Source organism: Bradyrhizobium sp. 139 (assembly GCF_023074175.1).
In the GTDB taxonomy this organism is placed as follows: domain Bacteria; phylum Pseudomonadota; class Alphaproteobacteria; order Rhizobiales; family Xanthobacteraceae; genus Bradyrhizobium.
In genome coordinates, this window is the sequence record NZ_JADPKS010000073.1 from 124959 (window position 1) to 148976 (window position 24018).

A 24018-nucleotide genomic window follows, 5' to 3' on the forward strand; every position below is an offset into this window, starting at 1 on the left:
TCCCTCCGGCCTGCTAGGTGAAACGCACGCGCATGCGCGACATGAGCGCTCCGTCGTAAGCGATGGCTTGTCCCTCGCCGCGCGCCAGCTGCAGCTCTCCAGGCCGGGTCAACAGGCCAATCAGCGCGCTGGTCAGGATATCGACTGCGTAAACCATGGCGGGACATTGCCGCGTGCCATATCCGAACATCAGCCAGCGTAGATCCTCGTCGTTGCCCCATTTGCGCGCAGGACAGAATTGGCTGACGTCCTTCTTCACATCGGAATCGAACATGGCCGCAATCGACCAGATCGCCATCTTTCCGCCGGCGGGGCACGTTGCATTGTGCCGCGCGCCCGTCTCGAATTCCGTGTCGCGCGGCACGTCGCGCGCGAGCAGCGGAAAAATCGGGCGGAAGCGCATGAGCTCGAGCACGTGGTTGCGAACGAGGTCGCGGAACGCCGTGTCCTGCCAGACCGCGTCTGTCCCGAGCCGCCGGGCTTCCGCCCGCAGCACCCTGTGAACCTTGGGCCGGCCAAGCAGCTCCTGTACGGCCAGTGCTCCCGACTGCACCGTGACCGGATGCGAAATCCACGCAAGGCCGACTGCGTTTCGGCTGATCACGTTAACGGGGCCGTTTACACCCCACGCACCCTGAATGTCGCCGTTCACGTCGGCGATGCGCGCACGCAGCGCATCGGCGCAGAGCTCTGCCCGTCGTTGAATCCTTAGCGTTGCCGAGCTGCCGGACAGCAATTGTCCCGCCACATAGCGGATCTCGAGGAGATATTGCCGTTGCAGTCCGAGGTCATTGAGGTTTCCGGTCGCGCCGGCCGCCACCCTGTCCGTGGCCGCCCCGAACAAGGGATACATGGCGTGAAACACGATCCACATCAGGTAATCGTCGATGAGATCAAACGGCTTGTTCCCGTACGGCTTGAGGGCCTGAACTTGGATCTGAACCGCCGTGTCGGCTGCAGCCGGCAATGTCGCTTTCAGGACGGCCAGCCGATCATCCAGCAAACGCCTGTCCGTGTTATAGGTGGGGCCGGGATCCATGCCGATCAGATAGTCACCAGCCGACAGGTTGGGCGCGTGTGCCCTGTTGGAGAAACTGTTCGGTCTCGTCAGCACCGCTTTGACAGCGTTGGCGCGGGCCGCCATGCCCAACCAACCGCCGACGAACGGCCAGCGCCGAAGTACTGCACCGAACACGCGCAAAGCGCCCGGATGACGATTAGCCCAACAAAAGATGCCGTAGAAGAGGCGGCGGAGCCCCGGCGGCATTGCATCGGGAGTGCCAGCTGAAATCTTCATGCTGCGTGCCCATCCTTCCGCCAATCCGCCAGGGCCGCCGCGGCCCGTCTTTGATAGTGGGGCATGCCCAAACGCTCGGCCGCCGCCGCGGCGCGCCTGAAATGCGCTTCGGCCCCGGCCTGATCGCCGGCGTGCCGCAACGTTTCGGCGAACTCGTACAGAGCTTCGGTCTGGTGGCCGTATTCTTCAGCAGCCTGCTCGACCGCCTTGCGCCCGACCGCGATCGCATCGTCCAGCCGTCCGAGCTTGCGATAGGCGACACCCAGGCTCACACGCATGAACGTCCTGCCGTAGGGACCGGCGGCGTCGTAGATTCGGTCGGCGAATCCCTTTTCCAGCATGGGTACCGCTTCGGCAGCCTTGCCATTGCGTGCAAGCGCGCTACCGAGAACGCCCGTACAAACGGAAAGCATGGTCGGCACGTTGTGCGTCAGGCATTGCTGCAGGCCCATGCGCATCATGGGTTCCGCGCGATCGAGCTGCTCGTTCTCGATCCATATCTGCGATTGGACGGTATCGATCAGCAGACGGGAGTAAGGGTGGTTGATGTCCGACAGTATGTGGTAGGCCTTGGTGCAGAAGGCGCTGGCGGCTTCGCTGTCCCCGAGACGCCAGAGCGTGCTGGCGTGAAACGCATACAGGTTGATGATGGGGATGGCGGCCCATCCGGGCTGGACGTAGTGCCCCGACAGTTCCGGACCGTAATCGGACAGCAGGACGTTGCCTTCGACGGCCGCTTCCGCGTACCGCCCGAGGGCATGCAGATGCATGAGGCGCGTCTGATGCGCAGCCATCATCATGTGGCGACGCTGTGCAAGGCGGGCCGCTTCCAGGCCCTGCGAAGCGTAGCGCAGGCCTTGCTCGAAACGTCCGCGCATCCAGAGAAACACCGCGGTCTCGGTCGAAACCGCCGCTCGTGCGCGCTGGTCGTTCAGTTGCGCGGCAATGGCTTCAGCCCTCTCCATGTTGCTGAAGATGTCGTCGATCTGCCCGAGGGCCAGCATTGCCCCGATGGCCTCCAGTCGAAGCGCAAGCTCAAGGGCTTGCGCAGTCGAGGCGCCGTCGACACGCCGGGCCGCCTGGACACCCTTCTCGAACAATTGGAGGGCTTCCTGATTGGCCGAATGCGAGATGGCTCGCGCCATCGACTTGATGGCGAACTTCGCTGCCTGCTCCCATTCCTCGCCCTTGAAGGAATGATGCGCCAACGCCGGCGCCGCATCGGCATCCGCGGCCCCCGGCTGCGCGTGCAGCGCCAGGAAGGCCTGTCGGTGCAGCGCCTTGAGCCTGCCACGCGTGAGCACCCCGAGCACGACGTCGCGCACCAGCGCGTGCCGGAACGCGAATGCGTGCGGCTCGAGCGATACGCTGGTCTGCTCGGGACCCGTCAGCAATCCGGACGCGACGCAAAGACCGAGCAATTCTTCGGCCCGCGCAATGTCCACGGCCTGCATCGTGGCGATCAAGTCGCGCGTGATGGGATCACCTAGGATGGCCGCAGCCTCGAGCGCAGACTTGGCCGCTTCGGGCAGCCTGTCTGTCCGTGCGCCGATGACCGCGGCGATGGAGCCCGGCACGCGCAGCTCTCCGAGAGGTCTCCGTAGGCGGTAGGCACCAGGCGTTCCCTCGAGCGATCCGTCATCGATCAGCGTGATAACCAATTGCTCCAGGAAGAAGGGATTGCCGTCGGCGCGAGCGACCAGTTCGCTCATGACGCCGAGCACGGATGGATCGTCCCCCAGCAAGGCACGCGCAAGTCTGAGCATCTCGCCGTCGCGTAGAGGCTCGATCATGCGCTCTGCGAACCAGGGCGCACGTCGCCACTGATGGTCGAAATCGGGCCGATAGCTGACGCAAACCAGAACCGGCAGCCCCTGAAGCTTCGGAAGCAACGCCTCGAACAATCTTAGGCTCTCGCGATCGGCCAGGAAAACGTCCTCGAGCACCAGCGCGAATGGGCCGGACTGTGCGCGCCCGCGCACCAGCCACAGCAGTGCCTCGCCAATGCGGCGCCGTCGTTGCACCGGGTTCAGCGCCAGCCAGGCCCGGTCGGGCGCCGCCAGCCCCAACAAGTCGCTGACCGCCGCGAGATGGTCCGCGCCCTCGGCAGGCCATCCCTCGACCACGGCCTGCCTGGCGGATTGCCGCACGTCTGTCGCGTTCATTTGCGCCAACCCGACCAGGTTCGCGATCAGATCCGCGGCGGTGCTGTAGGCGCGCGTGCTCGCATACCCTCTCGCCTGCGAAACGCAGACCTTCATACCCTCGCTCGCAAGGGCAGCCGTCCAGTCGGCGATCAAGCGGGATTTTCCTATCCCGGCATCGCCGCATAGCCCGATCGTTCGCATTCCCCCCTTTCGAACGACCTCAAGGTCCCCGGCCAGGATCCGCAAGGAATCTTCGCGTCCGATCAGGGGCGCCCAGCGTTGCTTGCGCGTCAGCGGCGCGGCTGCCGAACTTTCAGTCTCGACCACGACCTCGTGAAGTTCGATCGGCTCGTCCAATCCGCGTATGAGCCGAGTCCCCACCGACCGCGTTTCGATCTGCTGGGCAACAAGCCGTTGCGTCGCGGCGCTGATGAGGATGCCGCCTTGCGGAGCCATCCCTTCGAGCCGTGACGCAAGGTGGATCGTCTTGCCATCCGCACCGTAGTGCGACCATCCGTATTGTCCGACGACCCCGACCAGCACCTCTCCCGAATTGATACCGATCCGCAGCGTCGGACTTGCGACGCCCTGCGCGTCATTGCCGGGAATGGTTGCTCTCTGCATCTTGAGGGCTGCAAGGCACGCACGTAGCGCGTGATCTTCATGCGCCAGGGGCGCACCGAACAAGGCGACGAGCCCATCGCCGAGCAACTGGCTTACCGTGCCGCCGTAGGTCTCGACCGCCTCGGCCAGTTGATCCAGCGCCTTGCCGAGATAGTTGCGAGCTTCCTCGGGGTCGGCATGCTGCAGCAGGTAGGTCGAGTCGCAAACGTCGGCGAACAGCACGCTGACCTGCTTGTGTTCGGTCAGCATCTTTGATCGCAAGGGCGGATGGTCACTCAGCGAGACGACGCGCGTGTCCCGATCCGGGCTGCCGGGCTCCTCCGCGTTACGATTGAGACCCGCGCCGCATTGAGAGCAAAAGCGATGCTCGCGGGCAACGCGGGCCGAACAGCTGGGACACCTGGTCACGGCCGCACCCACTCATCAATGAATTCACTGAAACAACCAATGCTATCTGGCCTGATCATCGTCCCCTCCCGGACGTGAACCCGCGCAGCAGGAAAATAAGCCGTGGATCAAACCAAGATTTAATAACAGTTTCGCGCGCCGACGGAGTTCGCGCACAACGATAAATATGTCCGGAGAAATGCAATCGGCGCATTTCACCCGGCGCGGGCCGCCGATCATCCCGCAGGGAGCGAAATCAATCCTGAAGCAAACAACATCATTCTACGCGCCACAGCACTACGTCTCACCAACAATTGCGAGCGAGTATACGCGTCCCGTATAAATTGAAAAGTGGGGCAGTTCACTAAATCCAAGAACAGCCGTCAGCGTGCGCCGCACTCATCGTGCTTTCGGGAAATCGGGTCGTTAGCGGTCCGAAACGGCTGTTTTGGACAGGTGATCAAGTGGCCGCCTGGTCTGATCTCACCCGAACAGGGTATCCACCAGCAGCTTCACGTTCAAAACCACGATGACGCCTGCGACGATCCACGCGATCGCGGCAACGGACGTGGGTATCGCGAACTTGCCCATCTTGCGGCGGTCGGAGACGAAGCGCACCAGCGGGATCACCGCGAAGGGCAGCTGCATCGACAGCACGACCTGGCTGAACACCAGCAAATCCGCCGTGCCGCGCTCGCCATAGATCGCCGTGACGACGATCACCGGAATGATGGCGATGCCGCGCGTGAGCAGGCGACGCGCCCAGCTCGGCAGGCGCAGATCGAGAAAGCCTTCCATCACGATCTGGCCGGCGAGCGTCGCCGTCACAGTCGAGTTGAGGCCGGAAGCGAGCAGCGCCACTGCGAACAATGTTGAAGCGATGCCCAGACCCAGCAAGGGCGAGAGCAGCTCGAAGGCCTGGCCGATCTCGGCGACGTCCGAATGGCCGGTCTTGTGGAACGTTGCCGCGGCGACGACGAGGATGGCGGCGTTGATGAACAGCGCCAGCATCAAGGCGATGGTCGAGTCCGTCGTCGCCCATCTGATCGCCTCGCGACGGCCGGTATCGTTGCGCTGATAGGCGCGCGTCTGCACGATCGAGGAGTGCAGATAGAGATTATGCGGCATCACGGTCGCACCGATGATGCCGATCGCGATGTAGAGCATTTCTGGATTGGTGAAGACCTCCGTCGACGGCACGAAGCCCCTCAACATCTCGGCAACTGGCGGCGCCGCGGCGGCAATCTGGATTGTGAAGCAAGCCGCGATCACGACCAGAAGCGCAATGACGAAAGCCTCCAGGAAACGGAAGCCGCGATTCATCAAGACGAGAAGCAGGAACGCATCGAGCGCTGCGAGCAGCGCGCCGCCGATCAGGGGAATGCCGAACAGCAGCTTGAGCGCAATCGCCGTGCCGATGACCTCGGCGAGATCGCACGCGATGATCGCCGCCTCGCAGGCGAGCCAGAGCAGCATGTTCACCGCGGGCGAATAGGTCGCGCGGCAGGCCTGCGCGAGGTCGCGGTCGGTGACGATGCCGAGCCGCGCCGCGAGCGACTGGAGCAGGATCGCCATCAAATTCGAGAGCAGGATGACCGAGAGCAGCGTGTAGCCGAACTTCGACCCACCGGCGAGGTCGGTCGCCCAGTTGCCGGGGTCCATGTAGCCGACCGAGACCAGATAGCCCGGGCCGACAAAGGCAAGCAACCGCCGCCACCACGCCCCCGCCGTGGGAATGGCAACCGTGGCGTTCACCTCAGCGAGGCTCTTGGTGGTCGGCGCATCGGCGCGCCAGCCGGCGGCATCTCGGGTCAAATCGGGTGAACGAGCATCCATGGGACGAGAATACCGAAGTCGAGGCTTATTGCAACTCATTTGCAACTGCATCTAGCCGTGTGAGTTCCCGGCACGGCGTTTATTCGCCCCCTGTCGGGAAGCGGGTGGGTTTGGCGCTCCCTGGGAGCGGATACTGGCGCCAACTCGACTTTGCAGGAAATGAGCCATGTCAAATCCCCCGCGCCTCCCCGAGACATTCAACCGCCTCGCCTGGTCCAACCTCGCGGCCCAGTCGGCCGAGCAGATCGCGCTGGCCGCAGCCCCCATCGTCGCGGTGCTCACGCTGGGCGTCGCGGAAGGCCAGACCGGCCTGCTCCAGACCGCCCTCACCCTGCCTTTTGTCCTGTTCGCCATTCCGGCCGGCCTGCTCGCCGACCGCATCTCCCGCCGCTCGCTGATGGCGGGTGCCGAAGCGCTGCGAGCGGTCGCGCTTGCGAGCATCGTGCTGCTGCTCACATTCGGCGCGCTCAACTTGCCGCTTCTCGCACTGCTCGGCTTTGCCGCCGTATGCGGCACCGTCGTCTACAGCGTGGCGGCGCCGGCCCTGGTGCCCTCGCTGGTGAGCGCGGAGCTGTTGCCATCGGCAAATGCCCGTATCGAGCTCGCCCGCACCGTCGCCTTTGCAAGCGGGCCTGCGCTCGGCGGCGCGCTGGTCGGCTGGTGGGGCGCGAGCCCGGCCTTCGGCTTTGCCGCGGCGCTTTCGGCCGCAGCCGTGGTGCTGCTCTCCGGCATCTACGAGCCTGCGCGCGCACCGGTGCCGCGGCGCCATCCGTTCCAGGACATCCGCGAGGGCGCCGCCTTCGTGTTTCATCATCCGCTGCTGCGGCCGGTGTTCATCACCCAATTCATCTTCAACACTGGATGGTTCTTGCAGATCGCGGTGTTCGTGCCCTATGCGGTGCGCCATCTCGGCCTGACTGCGGCCGGCGTCGGCACAGTACTGACGATGTACGGCGTCGGCATGGTGATCGGCGCGCTGTTTGCCACCCGCGTGATGAAGCGCATCGCCTTCGGCACGGTGGTCGGTCTCGGCCCGGTCACCGGTTTTGTCGCCGCGGTGGTGATGGCGTTGACGGTGCTGGTCCCCTCGCCCTGGCTTGCGGCTTTAAGCTTCTTCCTGCTCGGCGTCGGGCCCATCCTCTGGGTGATCTCGACCACGACCTTGCGCCAGTCCGTGACGCCGCCGCGCCTGCTCGGACGCGTCTCCGCCATCAACATCATGAGCTATGGCGCCCGCCCGCTCGGCTCGGCGCTGGGCGCGATCGTTGGCGGCTTCTGGAGCGCGGAAGCGTGCCTGTATCTCGCAGCCGCCGTGTTCGGCGTGCAGGCGCTGGTCATTTGGCTTTCGCCCGCAGTGGCGCTGGATCGGCAGCCGGCAATGGTAGGGGACGAAGTGCCGGCGCGGTGTTAGTGTGATGGAGCAGTCAGCCTAACCCGCCAGATACCGCTCGTAGCTCCCGGTCACCGGCTCGCTCGCATCGACCTCGGGATCGAGCGTGTAGAGATCCTGCGCGCGGCCGATGCCGCGCAGCGCGTAGCGGCCGGTGGAGACGAGATAACGGCGGCCGGCGGCGTCGAGACCCTTGTAAAACTCGGCCGAAGCCAGGAGCTCGCGGTCGACCGAACGACTCATCGAGGCGATGCGGCTGACCTCGTTGACGGTCGGGCCGACGACGGTGAAGTCGAGCCGGTCCTCGCTGCCGATGTTGCCGTAAAAGACTTCGCCGACATGCAGACCGATGTAGGCCGACGTTGTGGGACGGCCATCGGCCTCCCGCCGCTCGTTCAGCGCAGCGACGTTCTTGCGGAACAGATGCTCGGCGCGCAGCGCAGCGCGCCGCGCATCCGCCATGTCCTCCCCCCAGAACATCGCGAGCACGCCGTCGCCGATCAGCTTCAGCACGTCGCCCCCGGCATCGTGGATCGCGTCGATCACGGCCTGGGCATAATCGTTGAGGAACGGAATGATCTCGTCGGGGCCGATGCTCTCGCTGATCCCGGTCGAGCCGCGCAAATCCGAATACCACAGCACCGCGTTGATGCGCTCGGTGACGCCGCGCGAGATGCGCCCGCGCAGGACCTGCTCGGAGGCGTCCCGGCCAAGATAGACGCGCCCCAATGTGCGCGCGATGTCGACCTGCTGCGCCGACTTGATCGCGAGCCCCAGCACCGGCACGAGATCGCGCAGAGCTTCGAGCTCGGGTTCGGAGAAGCCGCTATCGCGGCGCGTGGTCCAGCAGGAATAGAGGCAGTCCATCAGGCCGAGCGCGCCGTTCTCGCCGAAGCGATGCACGAACGCGAGGTAGTGCTTGTGGCCTTTTTCGGCGAGCTCGCCGATCTGCGAAAAATCCATCGACGGCGCATCGGCGAGATCAATCACCACCTCGTCGTGGCCGTGCTCGAGCATGTGGAAGAACACCGAGCGGCGCCAGCTCTTCGCAGCGTCGCCCTCGGCGGTCGAGCCGTATTCAAACGCGTCGCTCTCGTTGCTCGGCCGGTCGCTCCAGCGGAAGCCACGGCCCTCATAGATCGGATGCAGTGTGTCGATGACGACGAGCCCGCGCGACAGTTCCAGCCCTTCGGCGCGGCAGCGCTCACAGAAGCCGCGGAGCAGTTCGTTTTCGGGCAGGCCGGTGAGCCCCTGACCGGTCAGCCAGTTCATCAGCGCAAGGCGCGAGGTTAATTGCATGCGCCATTATGGCGTGCATTCGTGACGAGCGAAAGGCGCAAGCCACGCCCGTGCCGTGCGCAAGGCTCCCATCCCTTGCAGGTCGAATATGTCGCGGACACGGTTGACGTGCTCGCCACGCGCGCGGCAAATGCCGGCGATGATGACATTGTCGGCCAGAATCGGAAGCACGCGCGGATGAGCCAGCGCCAGCTTCCGATCATCCTCGCGCTCGGCACCACGCAGACCCTGGCCTGGGCTTCCAGCTACTATCTGCCGGCGCTGCTCGCCGATCCCATGGCGCGCGACCTCGGCGTCTCCTCCAACTGGATCTTTGGCGCGTTCTCGGCCTCGCTGGTGATCTCGGCGATGCTCGGCCCGCGCATCGGGCGGCAGATCGATCTGGTCGGGGGCCGGCAGGTGCTGTCGGCCTCGAACCTGACGATCGCCGCCGGCCTTGCGCTGCTCGGCCTTTCGCAATCATTGGCCGTGATGGCGTTCGCCTGGCTCGTGCTAGGCATCGGCATGGCGATGGGGCTCTACGATGCGGCCTTTGCCGCGCTCGGCCGCATCTACGGCACCGAGGCGCGCAGGCCCGTCACCGGCATCACGCTGATGGCTGGCTTCGCGTCCACTGTCGGCTGGCCGCTCACCGCCTGGGGGCTGTCGCATATCGGCTGGCGCGAGACCTGCTTTGCCTGGGCGGCCGCCAATATTCTGATCGGACTGCCCCTCAACTTCTTCATGCTGCCGGCGATCAAGGGCGCCAAGCAGGCCGCGGCGACCGCCGAGAAGCCGCATGTGCCGCTCGACCGCACGATGGTGCTGCTCGCCTTCATCTTCGCGGCGGTCTGGACCGTCACAGGCGCAATGGCCGTCCATTTCCCTCGCCTGCTGGAGGCAACGGGCGCGACGCCTGTCGAGGCGATCGCGGCCGGCGCGCTGATCGGACCCGCACAGGTGGCCGCGCGCATTCTCGAAGCGGGCTTTCTGAGCCGCTTCCATCCGCTGTGGTCGACGCGCCTTGCCTGCGTCACCCACCCGCTCGGCGCCGCCGTCGTCGCCATCTTCGGCGCTCCCGCCGCAAGCGCATTTGCGCTGCTCCACGGCTCGGGCAACGGCATCCTGACGATCGCGCGCGGCACGCTGCCGCTGTCGATCTTCGGCCCGAAGGATTTCGGCTACCGCCTCGGCATCATCGGCGCGCCGGCACGGATGGCGCAGGCCGTGGCGCCGCTGGCCTTCGGCCTGCTCATCGACGTCATGGGGACCAAGGTATTGATCGTCTCGTCCGCGCTCAGCCTTTCGGCGCTGGCGGCGCTGTTCCTGGTCCGCCCGGAACGGCGGCCGGATTGACCGCGCCCCGGCTTTCACGCACAAGCAGGCCATGAGCGACGACATCGGGCCGCCCCGCACATTCAAAGGCCTCTTGCGTTGGGCGACCACGCCGCCGCAGGCCTGGGGTGTCTATCTCCTCGCCATCATCCTGGTCTGGCTGATCTCGTTCTATGCCGGCATGCTGAAGCCGAAGAAGACTCCGGATGCGAGCCCGTCCGCGACGACCGCACCGCGGAGCTAGGCCGGCTTGGCCTCGCCGGTCGCAATCCAGATTCCGGCGAACACCGCGATCAATCCGATCAGAAGATTTGGCGTGATCGGCTCGCCGATCAGCAGCGCGGCGAGCAAGGCGGCCGCAATCGGGTTGACCGTCATCGTGTTGGCGACCCGGGTCGGCGTCGCGCGCGCCAGCGCCATGACCCAGAGGATGAAGGCGAGCGCGCCACCGCCGAGGCCGAGATAGACGCCGGCAATCCACTGCCCCGTCGTGAAGTGCTCGAGCGCCGCAAAGCTGCCTTTGACTAGACCCGTGAGCACCAGCACGACGGCGCCTGCGCCCATGCCGAGCGTGAGAAAGCCGAGCGGGCTGGAGCGCTGCATCAGCGGGCGCGACAAGACGTTGTAGAACGCCATGCAGAACACGGCCCCTGTCATGATCAGCTCGCCGCGCCAGGCACCGGGCGGGCTCTGCGCCAGGCCTGCGGCGAGCGCAGTCGCCACGCCGAGCACCGCGACGCCGACGCCCCTAATCTTGCGCGCGGTCAGCCGCTCCACGCCGAGGATCGCGCCGACCACCATGGTGTGGAGCGGCAGCGTCGCCAATGCGAGACTGGCGCGTGCGGCCGTCGTATAGGACATCGCGATGTTGTAGAGGATAAAGAACAGGCCGAAAAAGCAGGTGCCGAGCAGCGCCACAGCCGGCCAGTCAGCCCGCTGCGGCCAGCGCACGCCGAGCAGGAGCGCACACGGCAACAGGCAAAGAAAGCCGATCCCCCAGCGCAGGATTGCAAGCAGGACCGGATCGGCGCCGCCGACGAGATAGCGGGTGATCGCCGCGGCGGTGCCGCCGATGCTGCTCGATGCCAGCGCGATCGCGACCCCGGTCCACTCTCCCACGACCATCTCCTGTTGCGGAGCCTTTCGCGGACCTTGGCACGAAGCTGCTGCCACCCTCATGGCAGCAGCAGCGTGCGCGCGCGTCAGTCGTAAAACTCCGGCGCCAGCTTCTGGCTGTCGCGCTGGGCCTTGTCGTGGTTGATCCAGAGCTGCGCCTTCTCCTTGTCGAGCGTATCGGCGATCTTCTGCATCGAGGCCGCGCTCTGGTCCTTGTTGGCGTTCATGCTGGGCACGCGGCGGTTGTCCCAATTATCCCTAAAATGAACGGCATCGCCGGACAGCACCACAGCGCCGGTCTTCGGCAGCTTCACCAGGAGCGATTGGTGTCCCGGCGTATGGCCGGGCGTCGACAGGATGGTCACACTGCCGTCGCCGAACACGTCCTTGTCCCCCGCAAGCAGCTCGACCGGATGCGACGGCTTGAAGCGCGGCTCATTGTTGGCGCCGGGCCAGTCGTATTCGGCCTTCTGCACGTAGAGCATGGCCTGCGGGAACAGCTCGACATTGCCGGTGTGGTCGGGATGGGTGTGCGAGACCGCCATCGCCTTGATGTCATCCGGTTTGAGGCCAAGCTGTTCGAGCTGGGCTTGCAGCGTCTTCGGCCGGCGCCAGGTCACGGCCTTGGGATCGGCGGGCGTAAGGCCGTTCGGCATCGCGGCAACCGCATCGGCGATCCCCGTGTCCCACAGGAACCAGCCCTTGCTGTGCTTGACGAGATAGCAGCTGTCGACGAAGTCCATCGTCTTGCCCTCGTTCAGGCCGGGCGTCCAGCGCGAGATGTCGCCGGCCGTTCCCTCCCCGCAATTGAGCACGTAGAGCTTTTCGACGCCGGTCTTTTCCGACTGCGCGAACACCGCCTGACCGGACAGAGCGAGTGTGACGACGGCGAGAGCGAGCTTGATCTTCGCGATCCTGGGCATCATCCTTGGTCCCTCCTTGGGGCAGGTTGCGACGGAGGATCAACCCCGGCCGCGCCGCAGAATTCCGCTTCGGCCGGTCAGGTCAATGCGGACACGTTTCGACCTCGACCGTGACATGGCTCAGCCCCTTCAAGCCGGCGAGCCGCCGCTTGTAGACGGCGGGCTGTTGCGGCGTATCCGACACGACCGAGAGCAGCACCGCGCAATGGCCGGGCCCGACCTGCCACAGATGCAGATCGGTGACGCGGTCGTCGCCGATCTCCATGCGCGCCCGGATCACACGCTCCAGCTTCTCGTCGGCGCGCACATCGAGCAGCACCGCGCCTGACGTCTTGACCAGGCCGAACGCCCAGCTCGCAATCACGGCGCTGCCGATCAGGCCGACGGCCGGATCGGCCCAGACCCATCCCGAATACATGGCGACGGCCAGCGCCGCGATCGCCAGCACCGAGGTCGCCGCATCCGCCATGACGTGGACATAGGCCGCACGAAGATTGTTGTCGTGATGAGGGTGGTGATGACCGCGATGATCATGGTCGTGATCATGATCTTCGTGGTCATGATGCGCATGGCTGTGACCATGATCATGGCCGTGGTGGTGATGACCATGGCTGTCGCGGAGCAGCCACGCGCTGGCGAGATTGACGCAGAGGCCGAGGACGGCCACCGCGATCGCCTCGCCATAGACGATCGGCACCGGCGTGATCAGCCGCAGCACGCTCTCGTAGGCAATCTCGACCGCGATCAGGCCCAGAATGATCGCGCTGGAGAAAGCGGCGAGATCGCCGAACTTGCCGGTGCCGAAGGTGAAATGCGAATTCCCCAAGTGCCGACGCGCGAAACGATAGGCGAACGCCGCAATGCCGAGCGCTGCCGCATGCGTGCCCATGTGCCAGCCGTCGGCGAGCAGCGCCATCGAGCCGAACAACGAGCCGGCGACGATCTCGCCGACCATCATGACCAGCGTCAGGACGACGACCAGCCAGGTGCGCCGCTCGTTCTCGTCATGCTTCTCGCCCAGGAAGGCATGGTCATGGGTCCATCGTTCGATGGAATGGGAATGCATCGAAAATTCTCCGATAAGGTCCGGGCCGTTGACCCGCAATATAGACCAGCGGGGGTCGCCGGACAAAATCCGGCGAAACGAACCGATTGACAGCTCGGCGCGGTTTCGCTGTAATCAAGGTCATGGGGATTTGAGCGATCTCCCCACGAGGCGACATGCCCAAGTATCGCGTCCCGTTTGATTTTACGAGGGCGCACCATGTCTTCCTACACGACGATATCGTCTGACAAACTGGCACGGCTGATCGGCACGGCGAACGCCCCTGCCCTGATCGACGTGCGCACCGAGGAAGATTTTGCTGCTGACCGGCGGCTGATCCCCGGTTCCATCAAGCTCAGCCACGACGAAGTCTCGGACTGGGGCGGCGCATTTGCCGGCCGGCCGGCCATCGTCTCCTGCCTGCGCGGCGAAAAGCTCGCGCACGGCACGGCCGCCTGGCTCAGGCAGCTCGGCGTCCCGGCCGAGACGCTGGAGGGTGGCTTCGAAGGCTGGAAGGCGGCAAAGCTGCCGCTGCTCGACACCCGCAAGCTGCCGCCGCGCGACGCCAGGGGACGCACCGTCTGGGTGACCCGGGCGCGGCCCAAGGTTGACCGCATCGCCTGCCCCTGGCTGATCCGCCGCTTCGTCGACCCCAACTCCGTGTTCCTGTTCGTGGCCCCCTCCGAAGTGGTCGCCGTCGGCGAACGCTTCAACGCAGCTCCCTTCGACATCGAGAACGTGTTCTGGAGCCACCGCGGCGAGCTCTGCACCTTCGACGTGATGATCGAGGAGTTCGGGATTGCGTCGCCGCCGCTGCTCCGCCTCGCGACGCTGGTGCGCGGCGCCGATACTGCGCGGCCAGATCTTGCGCCGGAGGCGCCAGGCCTGCTCGCAGCCTCGCTCGGGCTTTCGCGGATGTATGACGACGACCTCGAACAGCTCGAAGCCGGCATGCTGCTCTACGACGCCTTCTACCGCTGGTGCCGCGACGCCACCACCGAGACCCACAACTGGCCCACCAAAAAGACGAAGGCGTAATGGATACCCGTAACCCTCAAGCAGGAGCTGATGCCGGTCACGGCATCCGCTTCAGTGAAGCATTTCGCGTCTGGCTCCGCGTCGCCTGCCTGAGCTTTGGCGGGCCCGCGGGCCAGATCGCGGTGATGCACCGCATCCTGGTCGAGGAGAAGAACTGGATCTCCGAAGGCCGTTTCCTGCATGCGCTGAACTACTGCATGCTGCTGCCGGGACCGGAGGCGCAACAGCTTGCGACCTATATCGGCTGGCTGATGCACCGCACCGCCGGCGGGCTGATGGCGGGCGGGCTCTTCATCCTGCCCGGCATCATCGCCATCATGGGTCTCAGTTACGTCTATGCCGCCTTCGGCAATGTCAGCTTCGTCGAGGCGCTGTTCTTCGGCCTGAAAGCGGCCGTGCTCGCCATCGTCGTCGAGGCCGTGGTGCGTGTCGGCAAGCGCGCGCTGAAGAACCGCATCATGATCGCGCTCGCCGCAATCGCGTTCGTCGCGATCTTCTTCTTCGCGGTGCCCTTCCCCATCATTATCATCGCGGCCGGCGCGATCGGCTATGCCGGTGCCAAACAGGGTCTTCCGGAATTCGCCCCGGCCGGCCACGGCCATGGCGGCGGCGCCGCCTTGATCGACAGCATGCTCGGCGAGGCCGTGCCCGAGCACGTCCGTCCCGACACCGGCCGTGCGATCCGGGTCGGCGCGCTGTGGCTGGCGCTCTGGCTGGTGCCGGTGACCGCGCTGTTGCTCGCGCTGGGTCAAGCCAACGTCTTCAGTCAGATCGCGCTGTTTTTCTCGAAGATGGCGCTGGTCACCTTCGGCGGCGCTTATGCCGTGCTGGCTTATGTCGCCCAGCAGGCTGTCGAGCATTATCACTGGCTCAAGCCGCACGAGATGCTCGACGGCCTCGGCATGGCCGAGACCACGCCGGGCCCGCTGATCATGGTGCTTCAGTTCGTGGGCTTCATGGCCGCCTATCGCGATCCAAGCGGCCTGTCGCCGATGCTCGCGGCGACGCTCGGCGGATTGCTTGCGACCTGGGTTACCTTCACGCCCTGCTTCCTCTGGATCTTTGTCGGCGCCCCCTATATCGAGCGCCTGCGCGGCAATACCGGCCTTGCGGGCGCGCTCAGCGCAATCACCGCCGCCGTGGTCGGCGTGATCCTCAACCTCTCGATCTGGTTCGCGCTGCACACGCTGTTCCGCGAGACCGTGCCGGTCCACGCCTTCCCGCTGGACTTCGACATGCCGGTGCTGACGAGCGTCGACATCCCCGCGCTCGTGCTGTCGATCGCGGCCGCAACCGCGATCTTCCGCTTCAAGCTTGGGATGTTGACGGTGCTGGCGGGCAGCTGTGCCGCGGGTGTGGCGCTAAGGCTGGCGGGGGTGATTTAGGGCGTGTGCTCATGGGTTCGTCGCGTCCAGATTGTCATCGAGAGACGACGTTGAAGCTGAGAGCGCTGCACGGCAGCCTTGGGTCACTTGCTGACAATCGCAAGACATGGATCGAAGCCGCTTAGTCTGCTCGAAGGAATGATTCCAGTTCGTCGAAAAACTGCGGCATGCCCGGGTCGTTTTCCAAAGGCAGATGGTTCTTGCCGGGTAAGGAGACGAATTTAGCGCCCTTTATTCCGGCGCCCATCAGCCGACCCTGCTCAAGCGGAACCATCGCATCATCTCGGAAATGCAGCACGAGCGTCGGGACAGTTACCTGCGGAAGAAGGTCACGGACGTCGAAGTTACTTACCGTTTCGTAGTATCTGGCAGCGCTTTCCGCCGACAAACTCCGTCGTTGCATTTCATTGAAAGCAAGCGCTTGTTCCTTGGTAGCGCCCGGTATTAGTTGCGAGGCCAACATTTGCCGGAACGTTGGATCTTCAGAGCTCCATCCCAGTCTGATGAGAGTTGCCGTAGCTTTGTATCGCTCCAAGTCTTCAGCCGTGGTCGAAGGCCTCTTGAATCTGCCGGTCACAAAGCCACCGAACAAGATGAGCCTGGATACTCTTTCGGGATGGCGGACCGAATACGCAATCGACACCGCGCATCCTTGCGAAAACCCAAAGATGGGAAAGCGTTCGAGGCCGACTGCATCTGCGACAGCCTCCATGTCATTTACCCAGGCGTCCAGCGACAGTTCACTTTGGTCCCAATCCGACAAGCCGTTGCCGCGGGCGTCATATCGAACGAGTTTGTGCCGCTTCGTCAAACCTACAAAGAGGTGACGATACAGAGGAAGCTCCCAGTCGAGCTCCAAATGATTGATCCAATTCGCTGACTTCAACAAAAAGGGACCATTGCCAACGACTGAATAAGCCAATCGGACGCTGTCCTCAGATCGGCAATACCGGATCTCTTGCTGAAATTTCGATGAGGAGGGATTTACCGTCTCTGAAGAGGTCAAGCGGCTTCGTAACTGAATCGCGTAGGCTTCGACCGGCCGCGCGATGTTCTTAAGAGTCTGAAGCCCAAGAGGTTCAATAGAGTGACTGATCTTTCCATCGATCTGGTCGAATACGGCTCCGGATATGCAAATACCTCCAGGGTCAGCTATGCCTTCTAATCGTGCTGCGATGTTAACTCCGTCCCCGAGGAGATCATCCCCCTGAACGACCACGTCGCCCAAATGAATGCCTATCCGAAACCGGAGCGCTAGGTCTTCCGGCTGACCACTCTCAGCCTCAAACATCCGAAGCTGAACGGCCACGCAACATTCAACCGCGTCCGTTGCGCTGGGAAACTCGGCGAGAATACTATCACCCGCTGTGTTTGCTATCCGGCCGCCGAAATCAGAGATAAGCCCATCCACAATTTGGCGATAAGCGGAAAGTGTTTGGATGGTGGCGGTCTCGTCATGACTTATCAAGCGAGAATAACCCGCTACGTCGGCTGCAACGATGGCAGCCAGCTTGCGTTGAAGCGTTACCCGGCCCAATTCCCTTCACTCCCCTTCAGTGCCTCGTTACACTGCGGTCTGGCACGCGGCTGTGGCTGTTGCCCTCAAGATTAACCAAAATCTTGAGCGCCGAGCAATTCAAAGCATAAGATTCTTTCGCGTCTGCTCAGGGCCACAAGCGGGCATCCCCGTTGCTGCTCGATCTCGGGCCGGTCGTGGCCGGAAAGCCGACATTCGGCCATACGCCACGATCAAGTATTCGGAAAGGCACCTTTCACCCGTCGGGCAAAACAGCAAAATCATGTCAAGCCCCGGTTCGCGAAATATTCCACTTTACCGAAATTCGGATTTATCGTACACACGAAACACCCTGGCCCGAGACAAGGGGCGGATCGCGATCGTCACGAACCGCGGGCTGGGCAGCGATGGACGCGACGGCGTCGGGCGCAACAGGCATTGCAGGGCGGGACACCGTGAGCAATTGCCGTCGCGCGAACGACACGACGCCGACAGCGTCTTCGCATGGCTTCGGGGGCGAGCACACGCCACCCCTCGGATTCCCAGCGAGGACGTGCGCGGACGGAGAAGTCGTGTGGTCCTGACGCCCGGGGTCTGTGCGTCAAGTCCTGTGGTGATGTGGCGGCCCGACCGGGTGCGCGCATCAGTTATCCGCAGGGCGACGGGGGCAATAGTGCATCGCTCCCCGGGGAGAGCACGAAGGAAACCGTCAAAACCATTGCGCAGGGAAGGCCGGGCGATCCGGCGAGACCTGTGGTCCACCCCGTGTGCGTTTCCACAGCGCACGGACCTGCGGGTGCCAGCCGGCGCTCGGCCTTCCCTGCGCCCTTGTCTCCATGAGGGCGCCGCGAGAGACAAAACTCGGGCGAAATGCGCCGCGAGAATGCGAACTCTCGCCCGCTGTTTGAAACGTGTATCGGAGCGACGGTAAGTCTAGCCCCACTCTCACTGTCATCGCCCGCGAAGGCGGGCGATCCAGTACTCCGAGACGGCTGCGAGATGCGGAGAGGCCTCGGAGTACTGGATGCCCCGCCTTCGCAGGGCACGACACCGTTGTAGCACTACCGCATCATCATCCGCGCGATCGCCTCGCCGATCACCACCGTCGTGAAATGCGTGTTGGCCCGGCAATCGGATGGCATGATCGACGCGTCGGCGACGCGTAAGCCGGCGATGCCCTTCACCGTGCCATCAGGATTGACCACGCCATCGGCGTCGTTGACGCCACTCATGCGGCAACTGCCGGCGGCGTGCTGAATGTCGCCTGTCTCACGCCGCAGCAGCGCATCGAGCTCGTGATCCGGCAACGCCGCAGCCTGCGGCAGCGTCAGATCGGTGTCGGTGAGCCGGATCCAGTCGGCGATGCCGGCCAGCGCCGGCTGGGCGGTGATCACGGCCAGGCGTTTCACCGCATCCATCATGCGCAGCATGTCGCGGGGATCGGCCAGCATGTTCTCCTCGACGATCGGATCAATCGCGGGGTCGATCGAGGCCAGCTTGAGCATGCCACGAGAATACGCGTTGAACAGCCCGGCACCGATGGCCCCCGGCACGCCTATGCCGCGATGGTTGAAGGCGATCAGGATCATATCGCGCTTGCCGCCATCAGCGAGGCCAGAGGAATAAGTCACGCAGCAATTGGTGTGGCGGGTGTCCGGATCGGTCGGCCGCAGATTTTCGTGGAGTTGGATCGTCGCGCGAAACAGCGGGTGGTCGAAGAAGTGCCGGCCGACCGGCAGATCGCGCTCAACCGCAATCCCCATCGCCTTCAGCTCATCGGCAGGCCCAATGCCCGAGCGCAGCAGGATCGCCGGACTGTGGATGGCGCCGGCGCACAGCACGACTTGGCGCGCGCTGATCTCTTGGGTGCCCTGGCCCTCGATATGGACGCGAAGGCCGGTCGCCCGGCCGTCGCTGATCAGCACGCGGTCGACCAGCGCATGCCCGCGAATTTCCAGATTGGCACGGCCGCGCGCGGGCTCGAGATATCCCTCATTGGTCGTGATGCGGCGGCCGTCGCGGCTGTTGATGGGATAGCAGGCTACCCCCTCCCCGTCCGGACCATTGACGTCGCCGCACCAGGGATAGCCGCTCGCCAGGGCGGCATCACGCAGGCCGCGATCGATCGGGCCCCATGTCTCGGGCGGCGCGCGGTAGACCGGCAGCGGTCCGCCGCGTCCATGGCCCGCGGCGTCGCCAAATTCCAGATCATCCTCGATCACCGAGAACAGCGGCATCACGTCCTTCGCCGACCAGCCGGTGCAGCCCTTGGCGGCCCATTCGTCGAACGCGTCGGCGACGCCGCGGATGGCGATCTGGCCGTTCATCATCGACGAGCCGCCGAGCCCCTTGCCGCGCCAGTAGAAGCGCGGCTCCTGGCCGGCCACCCGGCGCGTCAGAAGATCAGGCCATTGCCATTTCTCCTGGTACTCACGCTTGTGGATGATCGGGATGGGGTTCGGCGTCATCACTTCCCAGGGCGCCTCGTCGGCGCGCCAGTCGAGACCCGCTTCGAGCAGCAGGACGCGCCGTGCGGGATCCTCGGAGAGCCGTGCCGCAACAGCGGCGCCGGCGGAGCCGCCGCCGACAACAATGACATCGTACATCGCGTTACTTCTCAACATTCCAGAAAACCGGGATGGCAGAGGGTATCAGACCGCGCAAAGTGGCGCGATAGGCGGCCGGCTGGGCGAACTGGCCCCACGGAATCGCGGGTGCCTGATCGTACATCACGCTCTGGATCTCGCCTGCGATCTTGTTGCGATCCTCCTCGGCGGGCGCCTTGGCGAAGGCTTCCATCAGCGGCGTGATGCGCGCGTCGCATTGCCAGCCGGTGAATTCGGCGCAATTGAAAGCAACCATGACGTTGGTCAGCGGCGAGCCCAGATCGAAGCCGCCGGCGTGAACGCCATAGACGCTCCAGCCCTCCTTCTTGGCACGGCGCGCCAGCACGCTCGCCCAGTCCATCACCTGGAGGTCGACGTTGAACCCGGCCTGTTTCAGCCGCTCGGCCAGCACCTGCGCCGAGACGCGCGGGGCTTCGAGATCGTTGGCCTCCATCACGATAACCGGCTCGCCGGCATATTTCGTCGCTTTCAGCGCGGCCTTCGCCGCCTCGATCGACGGGCTGACCGCGGCCTCGGTACCGGCCTTGCTGTCATAGGTAGTGCCGCAGGTGAAATACGTCGCGCAAGGAGCGGCGTATTTGGCATCCAAGCCGAGTGCGTCCAGCACCTCGCGCTGATCGACCAGCTTCCACAGCACGCGTCTGATCGCGGGATCGTCGAACGGTTTCGATGCGGCATTGAGGCGATAGGCGCCCGCGAACATGTTGCCGCCAGTGAAATTGACGAGTTTGACCCGAGAATTCTTCTCCAGGGTCGGCAGCAGATCGAACGGCGCGTATTGCATGAAATCGACTTCGCCGGCCTGCAGCGCAGAAGCGGCGGTCGCACCATCGGGAATGACGCGGATCTCGAGCGTGTCGATGCTGACGCGCTTGCCGCCGGCGAGGAAGTCGGCCGGTTCGGGGCGCGGCAGATAGTCGGCGAACTTCTTCAGGATCATGCGGTCGCCGGTGCGGTGATCGGCCTTGCTGTAGACGAACGGGCCGGAGCCGACGATCTCGGTGATGCGCTGGTCGCCGGGCGTCCTGGCGATGCGCTCGGGCATCATGAAGGCAACGGGGCTGACGGGATTGCCGAGGGCGTCGATGACGAGGCCGGACGGCTCCTTCAGCGTCAGGACGAAAGTCTTCGCATCGGTCGGCTCGAGCGAGGTCGTGATTGCAAAAATGCGGCGGCCGAGTGCGCTGCGGGTGCCCCAGCGACGCAGCGACGCGACGCAATCGGCCGCGGTGACCGGCTGGCCGTCATGCCATTTCAGGCCATCGCGCAGCGTGAACGTATAGGTCAAACCATCTGGCGAGACCTTCCAGTCCTGCACCATCTGCGGCTTGATCTCACCCCTGGAATCCTTCGCAAACAGCGTGTCGAACACCATGTAGCCAAACGTGCGCGAAATATAGGCCGTGGAGAAATGCGGATCGAGCGTGACGATCTCCGCCTCGAGCACCGCGACGAGATTGCCCGCCGCATGCGCCGGCGCTGCGACGATCGCGAGGGCGAGCAATGCCGGAATGAAAGCCTTTGGTTTGAACATTGGTGTGTTTGCTTCTTCTTCAGAGTTCATTTGCAGGCGAAGAAAAAGCAATGTTCGTGCCCGATCAACGCAGGCACTTATGCGCTCACGACTATCTGCCACGCGTTTGCGCGCGACACCCTCCCTGTCATCGCCCGGCTTGACCGGGGGCGATCCAGTATTCCGGGACGGCCGTGATTGAACCGATAGGCTGCGGCGTACTGGATGCCCCGCTTTCGCGGGGCATGACACCGATGTTGCGGCGAGAGCTTGCGCCCTACCCGATCACCTTGCCGAACTTGTTCGACTTCGGGAAACCCTTCGGCGGCAGGCGGCCGGCGTCGGCGCGGGTGCCTTGCCACTCGGCGAGTTCCTTCATGGTCGCGGAGAATTCGCGGCCGGCGGAGTCCCTCCAGGTCAGGCCCGCTTTGGCGTCGAACACGGCCACGTCCGAGAGGCCGCCGTCCTTGTACTTCTGCAAGCGGACGCCGCGGCCGCGGGCCATCTCCGGCACCTGATCGAGCGGGAACACCAGCATCTTGCGGTTCTCGCCGATGACCGCGACGGTGTCACCGAGCACCTCGGTAACCGTGCGCGCCTCGTTCGGCATGTCGACGTTGAGGACCTGCTTGCCCTTCTTGGTGGTGCCGACGCAGTCGTCCTCGTTGACGATGAAGCCCTGGCCTTCATGGCTGGCAACCAGGAATTTGCGCCCGCCCTTGTTGACGAACAATGCGACGGGGGCGGCCTCCTGCTCCATGTCGATGAACAGGCGGATCGGCTCGCCGTGGCCGCGTCCGCCCGGCAGCTTGGCGACGTCGAGCGAGTAGAACTTGCCGTTGGTGGCGAACAGCAAGAGCTTCGACGTCGTTTCCGCGAAGAAGGCGAAGCCGAGCTTGTCGTCCTGCTTGAAGGCAAGACCCGAGAGATCCTCGACATGGCCCTTCATGGTGCGGATCCAGCCCTTGTCGGAGACGACGACCGTCACCGGCTCGCGCTCGAGGAAGGCCTCCTCGATCGCGGCGAGATCGTGCTCGGGCGCGTCGGCAAAGGTGGTGCGGCGCTTGCCGAGCGGCGTCTTGGGTCCGAACATGTCGCGGACCTTGCCGACCTGCTCGGCGACCTTCTTCCACTGCTCGGGTTCGGACGCCAGCAGTCCCTCGATGCCCTTCAGCTCTTTGCGCAGATCCTTGTCCTCAGTGCGGATCTCGATCTCCTCGAGCTTGCGCAGGCTCCGCAGCCTCATGTTGAGGATGGCTTCGGCCTGCACCTCGGTGAGCTTGAACGCCTTCATCAGCGCCGGCTTCGGCTCGTCCTCGGTGCGGATAATCCTGATCACCTCGTCGATGTTCAGATAGGCAATCAGCAACCCGCCAAGGATCTCGAGCCGGCGCTCGATCTCGGCCTTGCGATAATTGGTCCTGCGGATCAGCACGTCGCGCAAATGGTCGAGCCACTCGCGCAAGGCTTCGGCGAGTCCCACCACCCTGGGGACGCGGCCCTTCATCAGCACGTTGAGGTTCAGCGGGATCTTGTTTTCCAGCTCGGTCAGCCGGAACAGCGATTCCATCATCAAGGCGGGATCGACATTCTTCGACTTCGGCTCGATCACAAGACGAACGTCTTCGGCCGACTCGTCCCTGACGTCGCCGACCAGCGGCAGCTTCTTCTGGTCCAAAAGCTCGGCGATCTTCTCGACCAGACGCGACTTCTGCACCAGAAACGGAATCTCGGTGATCACGACCACCCAGGTGCTGCGGGCGCCCTCCTCCTGCTCCCACCTGGCGCGGACCCGGAACGAGCCTCGGCCAGTGGTGTAGGCTTCAGCGATCGCCTGCTTGGAATCGACGATGATGCCGCCGGTCGGGAAATCCGGGCCCTTGACCCATTTCAACAGCGCCTTGGATTTCGCGTCGGGTTTCTCGATCAGATGCAGCGCAGCGTCGCAGAGCTCGGCCGCATTGTGCGGCGGGATCGAGGTTGCCATGCCGACCGCGATGCCCTGCGCGCCGTTGGCAAGCAGGTTCGGGAAGCCGCCGGGCAGCACGATGGGCTCTTTCGACTGGCCGTCGTAATTGGGACGGAATTCAACGCCGTCCTCGTCGATGCCGTCGAGCAAAAGCCGCGCGACGTCCGTCATGCGCGCTTCGGTGTAGCGGTAGGCGGCGGGGTTATCGCCGTCGATATTGCCGAAATTGCCCTGGCCGTCGACCAGGGGGTAGCGCGAGGAGAAGTCCTGCGCGAGGCGGACCATGGCGTCGTAGATCGCCTGGTCGCCATGCGGATGGAACGAGCCCATCACGTCGCCGACGATCTTGGCGGATTTCTTGAAGCTGGTGCCGGGCTCGAGCCGGAGCAGGCGCATGCCGTAAAGGATGCGCCGGTGCACCGGCTTCAGGCCGTCGCGCGCATCCGGCAGCGCGCGGTGCATGATGGTGGAGAGCGCATAGGCGAGATAGCGCTCTTCCAGCGCCTCACGCAGCGGCACCTCGTGAATTTCGGCCGGTTCCTCCGGCGGAATCAATCGTTTTCCCATGCCGCCCGGTTAAACCGTGGAAGCG

The 24018-nt window shown here is 64.4% G+C and carries 16 protein-coding genes; 5 read left to right on the forward strand and 11 right to left on the reverse strand.

The window, feature by feature from the left end:
• Positions 1–13 precede the first annotated feature (13 nt).
• The 3 genes from IVA80_RS17570 to IVA80_RS17580 all read right to left on the reverse strand — a co-directional run bounded on the left by IVA80_RS17570 (position 14) and on the right by IVA80_RS17580 (position 6291).
• Entirely contained in the window at positions 14–1297 is a 1284-nt protein-coding gene (locus IVA80_RS17570) for a cytochrome P450 (protein ID WP_247432621.1), read from the reverse strand.
• Positions 1294–4317, reverse strand: a complete 3024-nt coding sequence (locus IVA80_RS17575; RefSeq protein WP_247432624.1) for an adenylate/guanylate cyclase domain-containing protein — start codon at positions 4315–4317, stop codon at positions 1294–1296. Before IVA80_RS17575 ends, IVA80_RS17570 begins: the two co-directional genes overlap by 4 nt.
• Positions 4318–4938: 621 nt before the next feature.
• Positions 4939–6291: an Nramp family divalent metal transporter gene (locus tag IVA80_RS17580; protein WP_247432627.1), complete on the reverse strand. Its 1353-nt coding sequence runs from the start codon at positions 6289–6291 to the stop codon at positions 4939–4941.
• A gap of 166 nt (positions 6292–6457) precedes the next feature.
• Here IVA80_RS17580 and IVA80_RS17585 point away from each other — a divergent pair, with 166 nt between their 5' ends.
• Positions 6458–7702 (forward strand): MFS transporter, encoded by a 1245-nt coding sequence (locus IVA80_RS17585; RefSeq protein WP_247432631.1) that lies wholly within the window; start codon positions 6458–6460, stop codon positions 7700–7702.
• A gap of 18 nt (positions 7703–7720) precedes the next feature.
• Here IVA80_RS17585 and IVA80_RS17590 read toward each other — a convergent pair whose 3' ends face one another.
• On the reverse strand, positions 7721–8980 hold the full coding sequence (locus IVA80_RS17590; protein ID WP_247432634.1) for an adenylate/guanylate cyclase domain-containing protein: 1260 nt from the start codon (positions 8978–8980) through the stop codon (positions 7721–7723).
• Between the two features lie 177 nt (positions 8981–9157).
• Between IVA80_RS17590 and IVA80_RS17595 the strand changes: the two genes are divergently transcribed.
• Together IVA80_RS17595 and IVA80_RS17600 are read left to right on the forward strand one after the other, a co-directional pair.
• Positions 9158–10315 carry an MFS transporter gene (locus IVA80_RS17595; RefSeq protein ID WP_247432858.1) on the forward strand — a complete coding sequence of 386 codons (1158 nt, stop codon included), beginning with the start codon at positions 9158–9160 and terminating at the stop codon, positions 10313–10315.
• Between the two features lie 31 nt (positions 10316–10346).
• Positions 10347–10538 carry a hypothetical protein gene (locus IVA80_RS17600; protein WP_247432637.1) on the forward strand — a complete coding sequence of 64 codons (192 nt, stop codon included), beginning with the start codon at positions 10347–10349 and terminating at the stop codon, positions 10536–10538.
• Here the strand turns inward: IVA80_RS17600 and IVA80_RS17605 are convergent.
• The 3 genes from IVA80_RS17605 to dmeF all read right to left on the reverse strand — a co-directional run bounded on the left by IVA80_RS17605 (position 10535) and on the right by dmeF (position 13399).
• The gene (locus IVA80_RS17605; RefSeq protein WP_247432639.1) at positions 10535–11413 is read right to left on the reverse strand and encodes a DMT family transporter; all 879 of its coding nucleotides are present in this window, start codon (positions 11411–11413) and stop codon (positions 10535–10537) included. The two genes, IVA80_RS17600 and IVA80_RS17605, sit on opposite strands and share 4 nt — an antisense overlap.
• 83 nt (positions 11414–11496) lie before the next feature.
• Positions 11497–12336 (reverse strand): N-acyl homoserine lactonase family protein, encoded by an 840-nt coding sequence (locus IVA80_RS17610; protein ID WP_247432642.1) that lies wholly within the window; start codon positions 12334–12336, stop codon positions 11497–11499.
• A 79-nt stretch (positions 12337–12415) separates the two neighbouring features.
• On the reverse strand, positions 12416–13399 hold the full coding sequence (gene dmeF / locus IVA80_RS17615) for a CDF family Co(II)/Ni(II) efflux transporter DmeF (RefSeq protein ID WP_247432645.1): 984 nt from the start codon (positions 13397–13399) through the stop codon (positions 12416–12418).
• A gap of 198 nt (positions 13400–13597) precedes the next feature.
• Between dmeF and IVA80_RS17620 the strand changes: the two genes are divergently transcribed.
• Together IVA80_RS17620 and chrA are read left to right on the forward strand one after the other, a co-directional pair.
• The gene (locus IVA80_RS17620; protein WP_247432648.1) at positions 13598–14416 is read left to right on the forward strand and encodes a chromate resistance protein ChrB domain-containing protein; all 819 of its coding nucleotides are present in this window, start codon (positions 13598–13600) and stop codon (positions 14414–14416) included.
• Positions 14416–15801, forward strand: coding sequence for a chromate efflux transporter (gene chrA, locus IVA80_RS17625; RefSeq protein ID WP_247432651.1), 1386 nt, complete (start codon positions 14416–14418; stop codon positions 15799–15801). The genes IVA80_RS17620 and chrA overlap by 1 nt, the downstream gene beginning before the upstream one ends.
• A 121-nt stretch (positions 15802–15922) precedes the next feature.
• On the opposite strand, the gene IVA80_RS17630 is transcribed toward chrA, so the two are convergent.
• The 4 genes from IVA80_RS17630 to parC form a co-directional block, all read right to left on the reverse strand.
• Positions 15923–17338 carry an alpha/beta fold hydrolase gene (locus tag IVA80_RS17630; RefSeq protein ID WP_247432654.1) on the reverse strand — a complete coding sequence of 472 codons (1416 nt, stop codon included), beginning with the start codon at positions 17336–17338 and terminating at the stop codon, positions 15923–15925.
• A gap of 1040 nt (positions 17339–18378) precedes the next feature.
• Positions 18379–19923 (reverse strand): GMC family oxidoreductase N-terminal domain-containing protein, encoded by a 1545-nt coding sequence (locus tag IVA80_RS17635; RefSeq protein ID WP_247432657.1) that lies wholly within the window; start codon positions 19921–19923, stop codon positions 18379–18381.
• A gap of 4 nt (positions 19924–19927) precedes the next feature.
• Positions 19928–21478, reverse strand: a complete 1551-nt coding sequence (locus IVA80_RS17640; RefSeq protein ID WP_247432660.1) for an ABC transporter substrate-binding protein — start codon at positions 21476–21478, stop codon at positions 19928–19930.
• 256 nt (positions 21479–21734) lie between these two features.
• Positions 21735–23993, reverse strand: a complete 2259-nt coding sequence (gene parC / locus IVA80_RS17645; protein WP_247432663.1) for a DNA topoisomerase IV subunit A — start codon at positions 23991–23993, stop codon at positions 21735–21737.
• Between the last annotated feature and the right edge of the window lie 25 nt (positions 23994–24018).

Excerpts from the sequence above, each read along its gene's own strand:
- IVA80_RS17600 (WP_247432637.1), top strand. The coding sequence starts at position 10,347 with ATGAGCGACGACATCGGGCCGCCCCGCACATTCAAAGGCCTCTTGCGT.
- IVA80_RS17620 (WP_247432648.1), top strand. The coding sequence starts at position 13,598 with ATGTCTTCCTACACGACGATATCGTCTGACAAACTGGCACGGCTGATC.
- IVA80_RS17590 (WP_247432634.1), bottom strand. The coding sequence starts at position 8,980 with ATGCAATTAACCTCGCGCCTTGCGCTGATGAACTGGCTGACCGGTCAG.
- IVA80_RS17635 (WP_247432657.1), bottom strand. The coding sequence starts at position 19,923 with ATGTACGATGTCATTGTTGTCGGCGGCGGCTCCGCCGGCGCCGCTGTT.
- IVA80_RS17640 (WP_247432660.1), bottom strand. The coding sequence starts at position 21,478 with ATGTTCAAACCAAAGGCTTTCATTCCGGCATTGCTCGCCCTCGCGATC.
- IVA80_RS17595 (WP_247432858.1), top strand. The coding sequence starts at position 9,158 with ATGAGCCAGCGCCAGCTTCCGATCATCCTCGCGCTCGGCACCACGCAG.
- parC (WP_247432663.1), bottom strand. The coding sequence starts at position 23,993 with ATGGGAAAACGATTGATTCCGCCGGAGGAACCGGCCGAAATTCACGAG.
- IVA80_RS17585 (WP_247432631.1), top strand. The coding sequence starts at position 6,458 with ATGTCAAATCCCCCGCGCCTCCCCGAGACATTCAACCGCCTCGCCTGG.
- IVA80_RS17575 (WP_247432624.1), bottom strand. The coding sequence starts at position 4,317 with ATGCTGACCGAACACAAGCAGGTCAGCGTGCTGTTCGCCGACGTTTGC.
- IVA80_RS17610 (WP_247432642.1), bottom strand. The coding sequence starts at position 12,336 with ATGATGCCCAGGATCGCGAAGATCAAGCTCGCTCTCGCCGTCGTCACA.
- IVA80_RS17570 (WP_247432621.1), bottom strand. The coding sequence starts at position 1,297 with ATGAAGATTTCAGCTGGCACTCCCGATGCAATGCCGCCGGGGCTCCGC.
- dmeF (WP_247432645.1), bottom strand. The coding sequence starts at position 13,399 with ATGCATTCCCATTCCATCGAACGATGGACCCATGACCATGCCTTCCTG.
- chrA (WP_247432651.1), top strand. The coding sequence starts at position 14,416 with ATGGATACCCGTAACCCTCAAGCAGGAGCTGATGCCGGTCACGGCATC.
- IVA80_RS17580 (WP_247432627.1), bottom strand. The coding sequence starts at position 6,291 with ATGGATGCTCGTTCACCCGATTTGACCCGAGATGCCGCCGGCTGGCGC.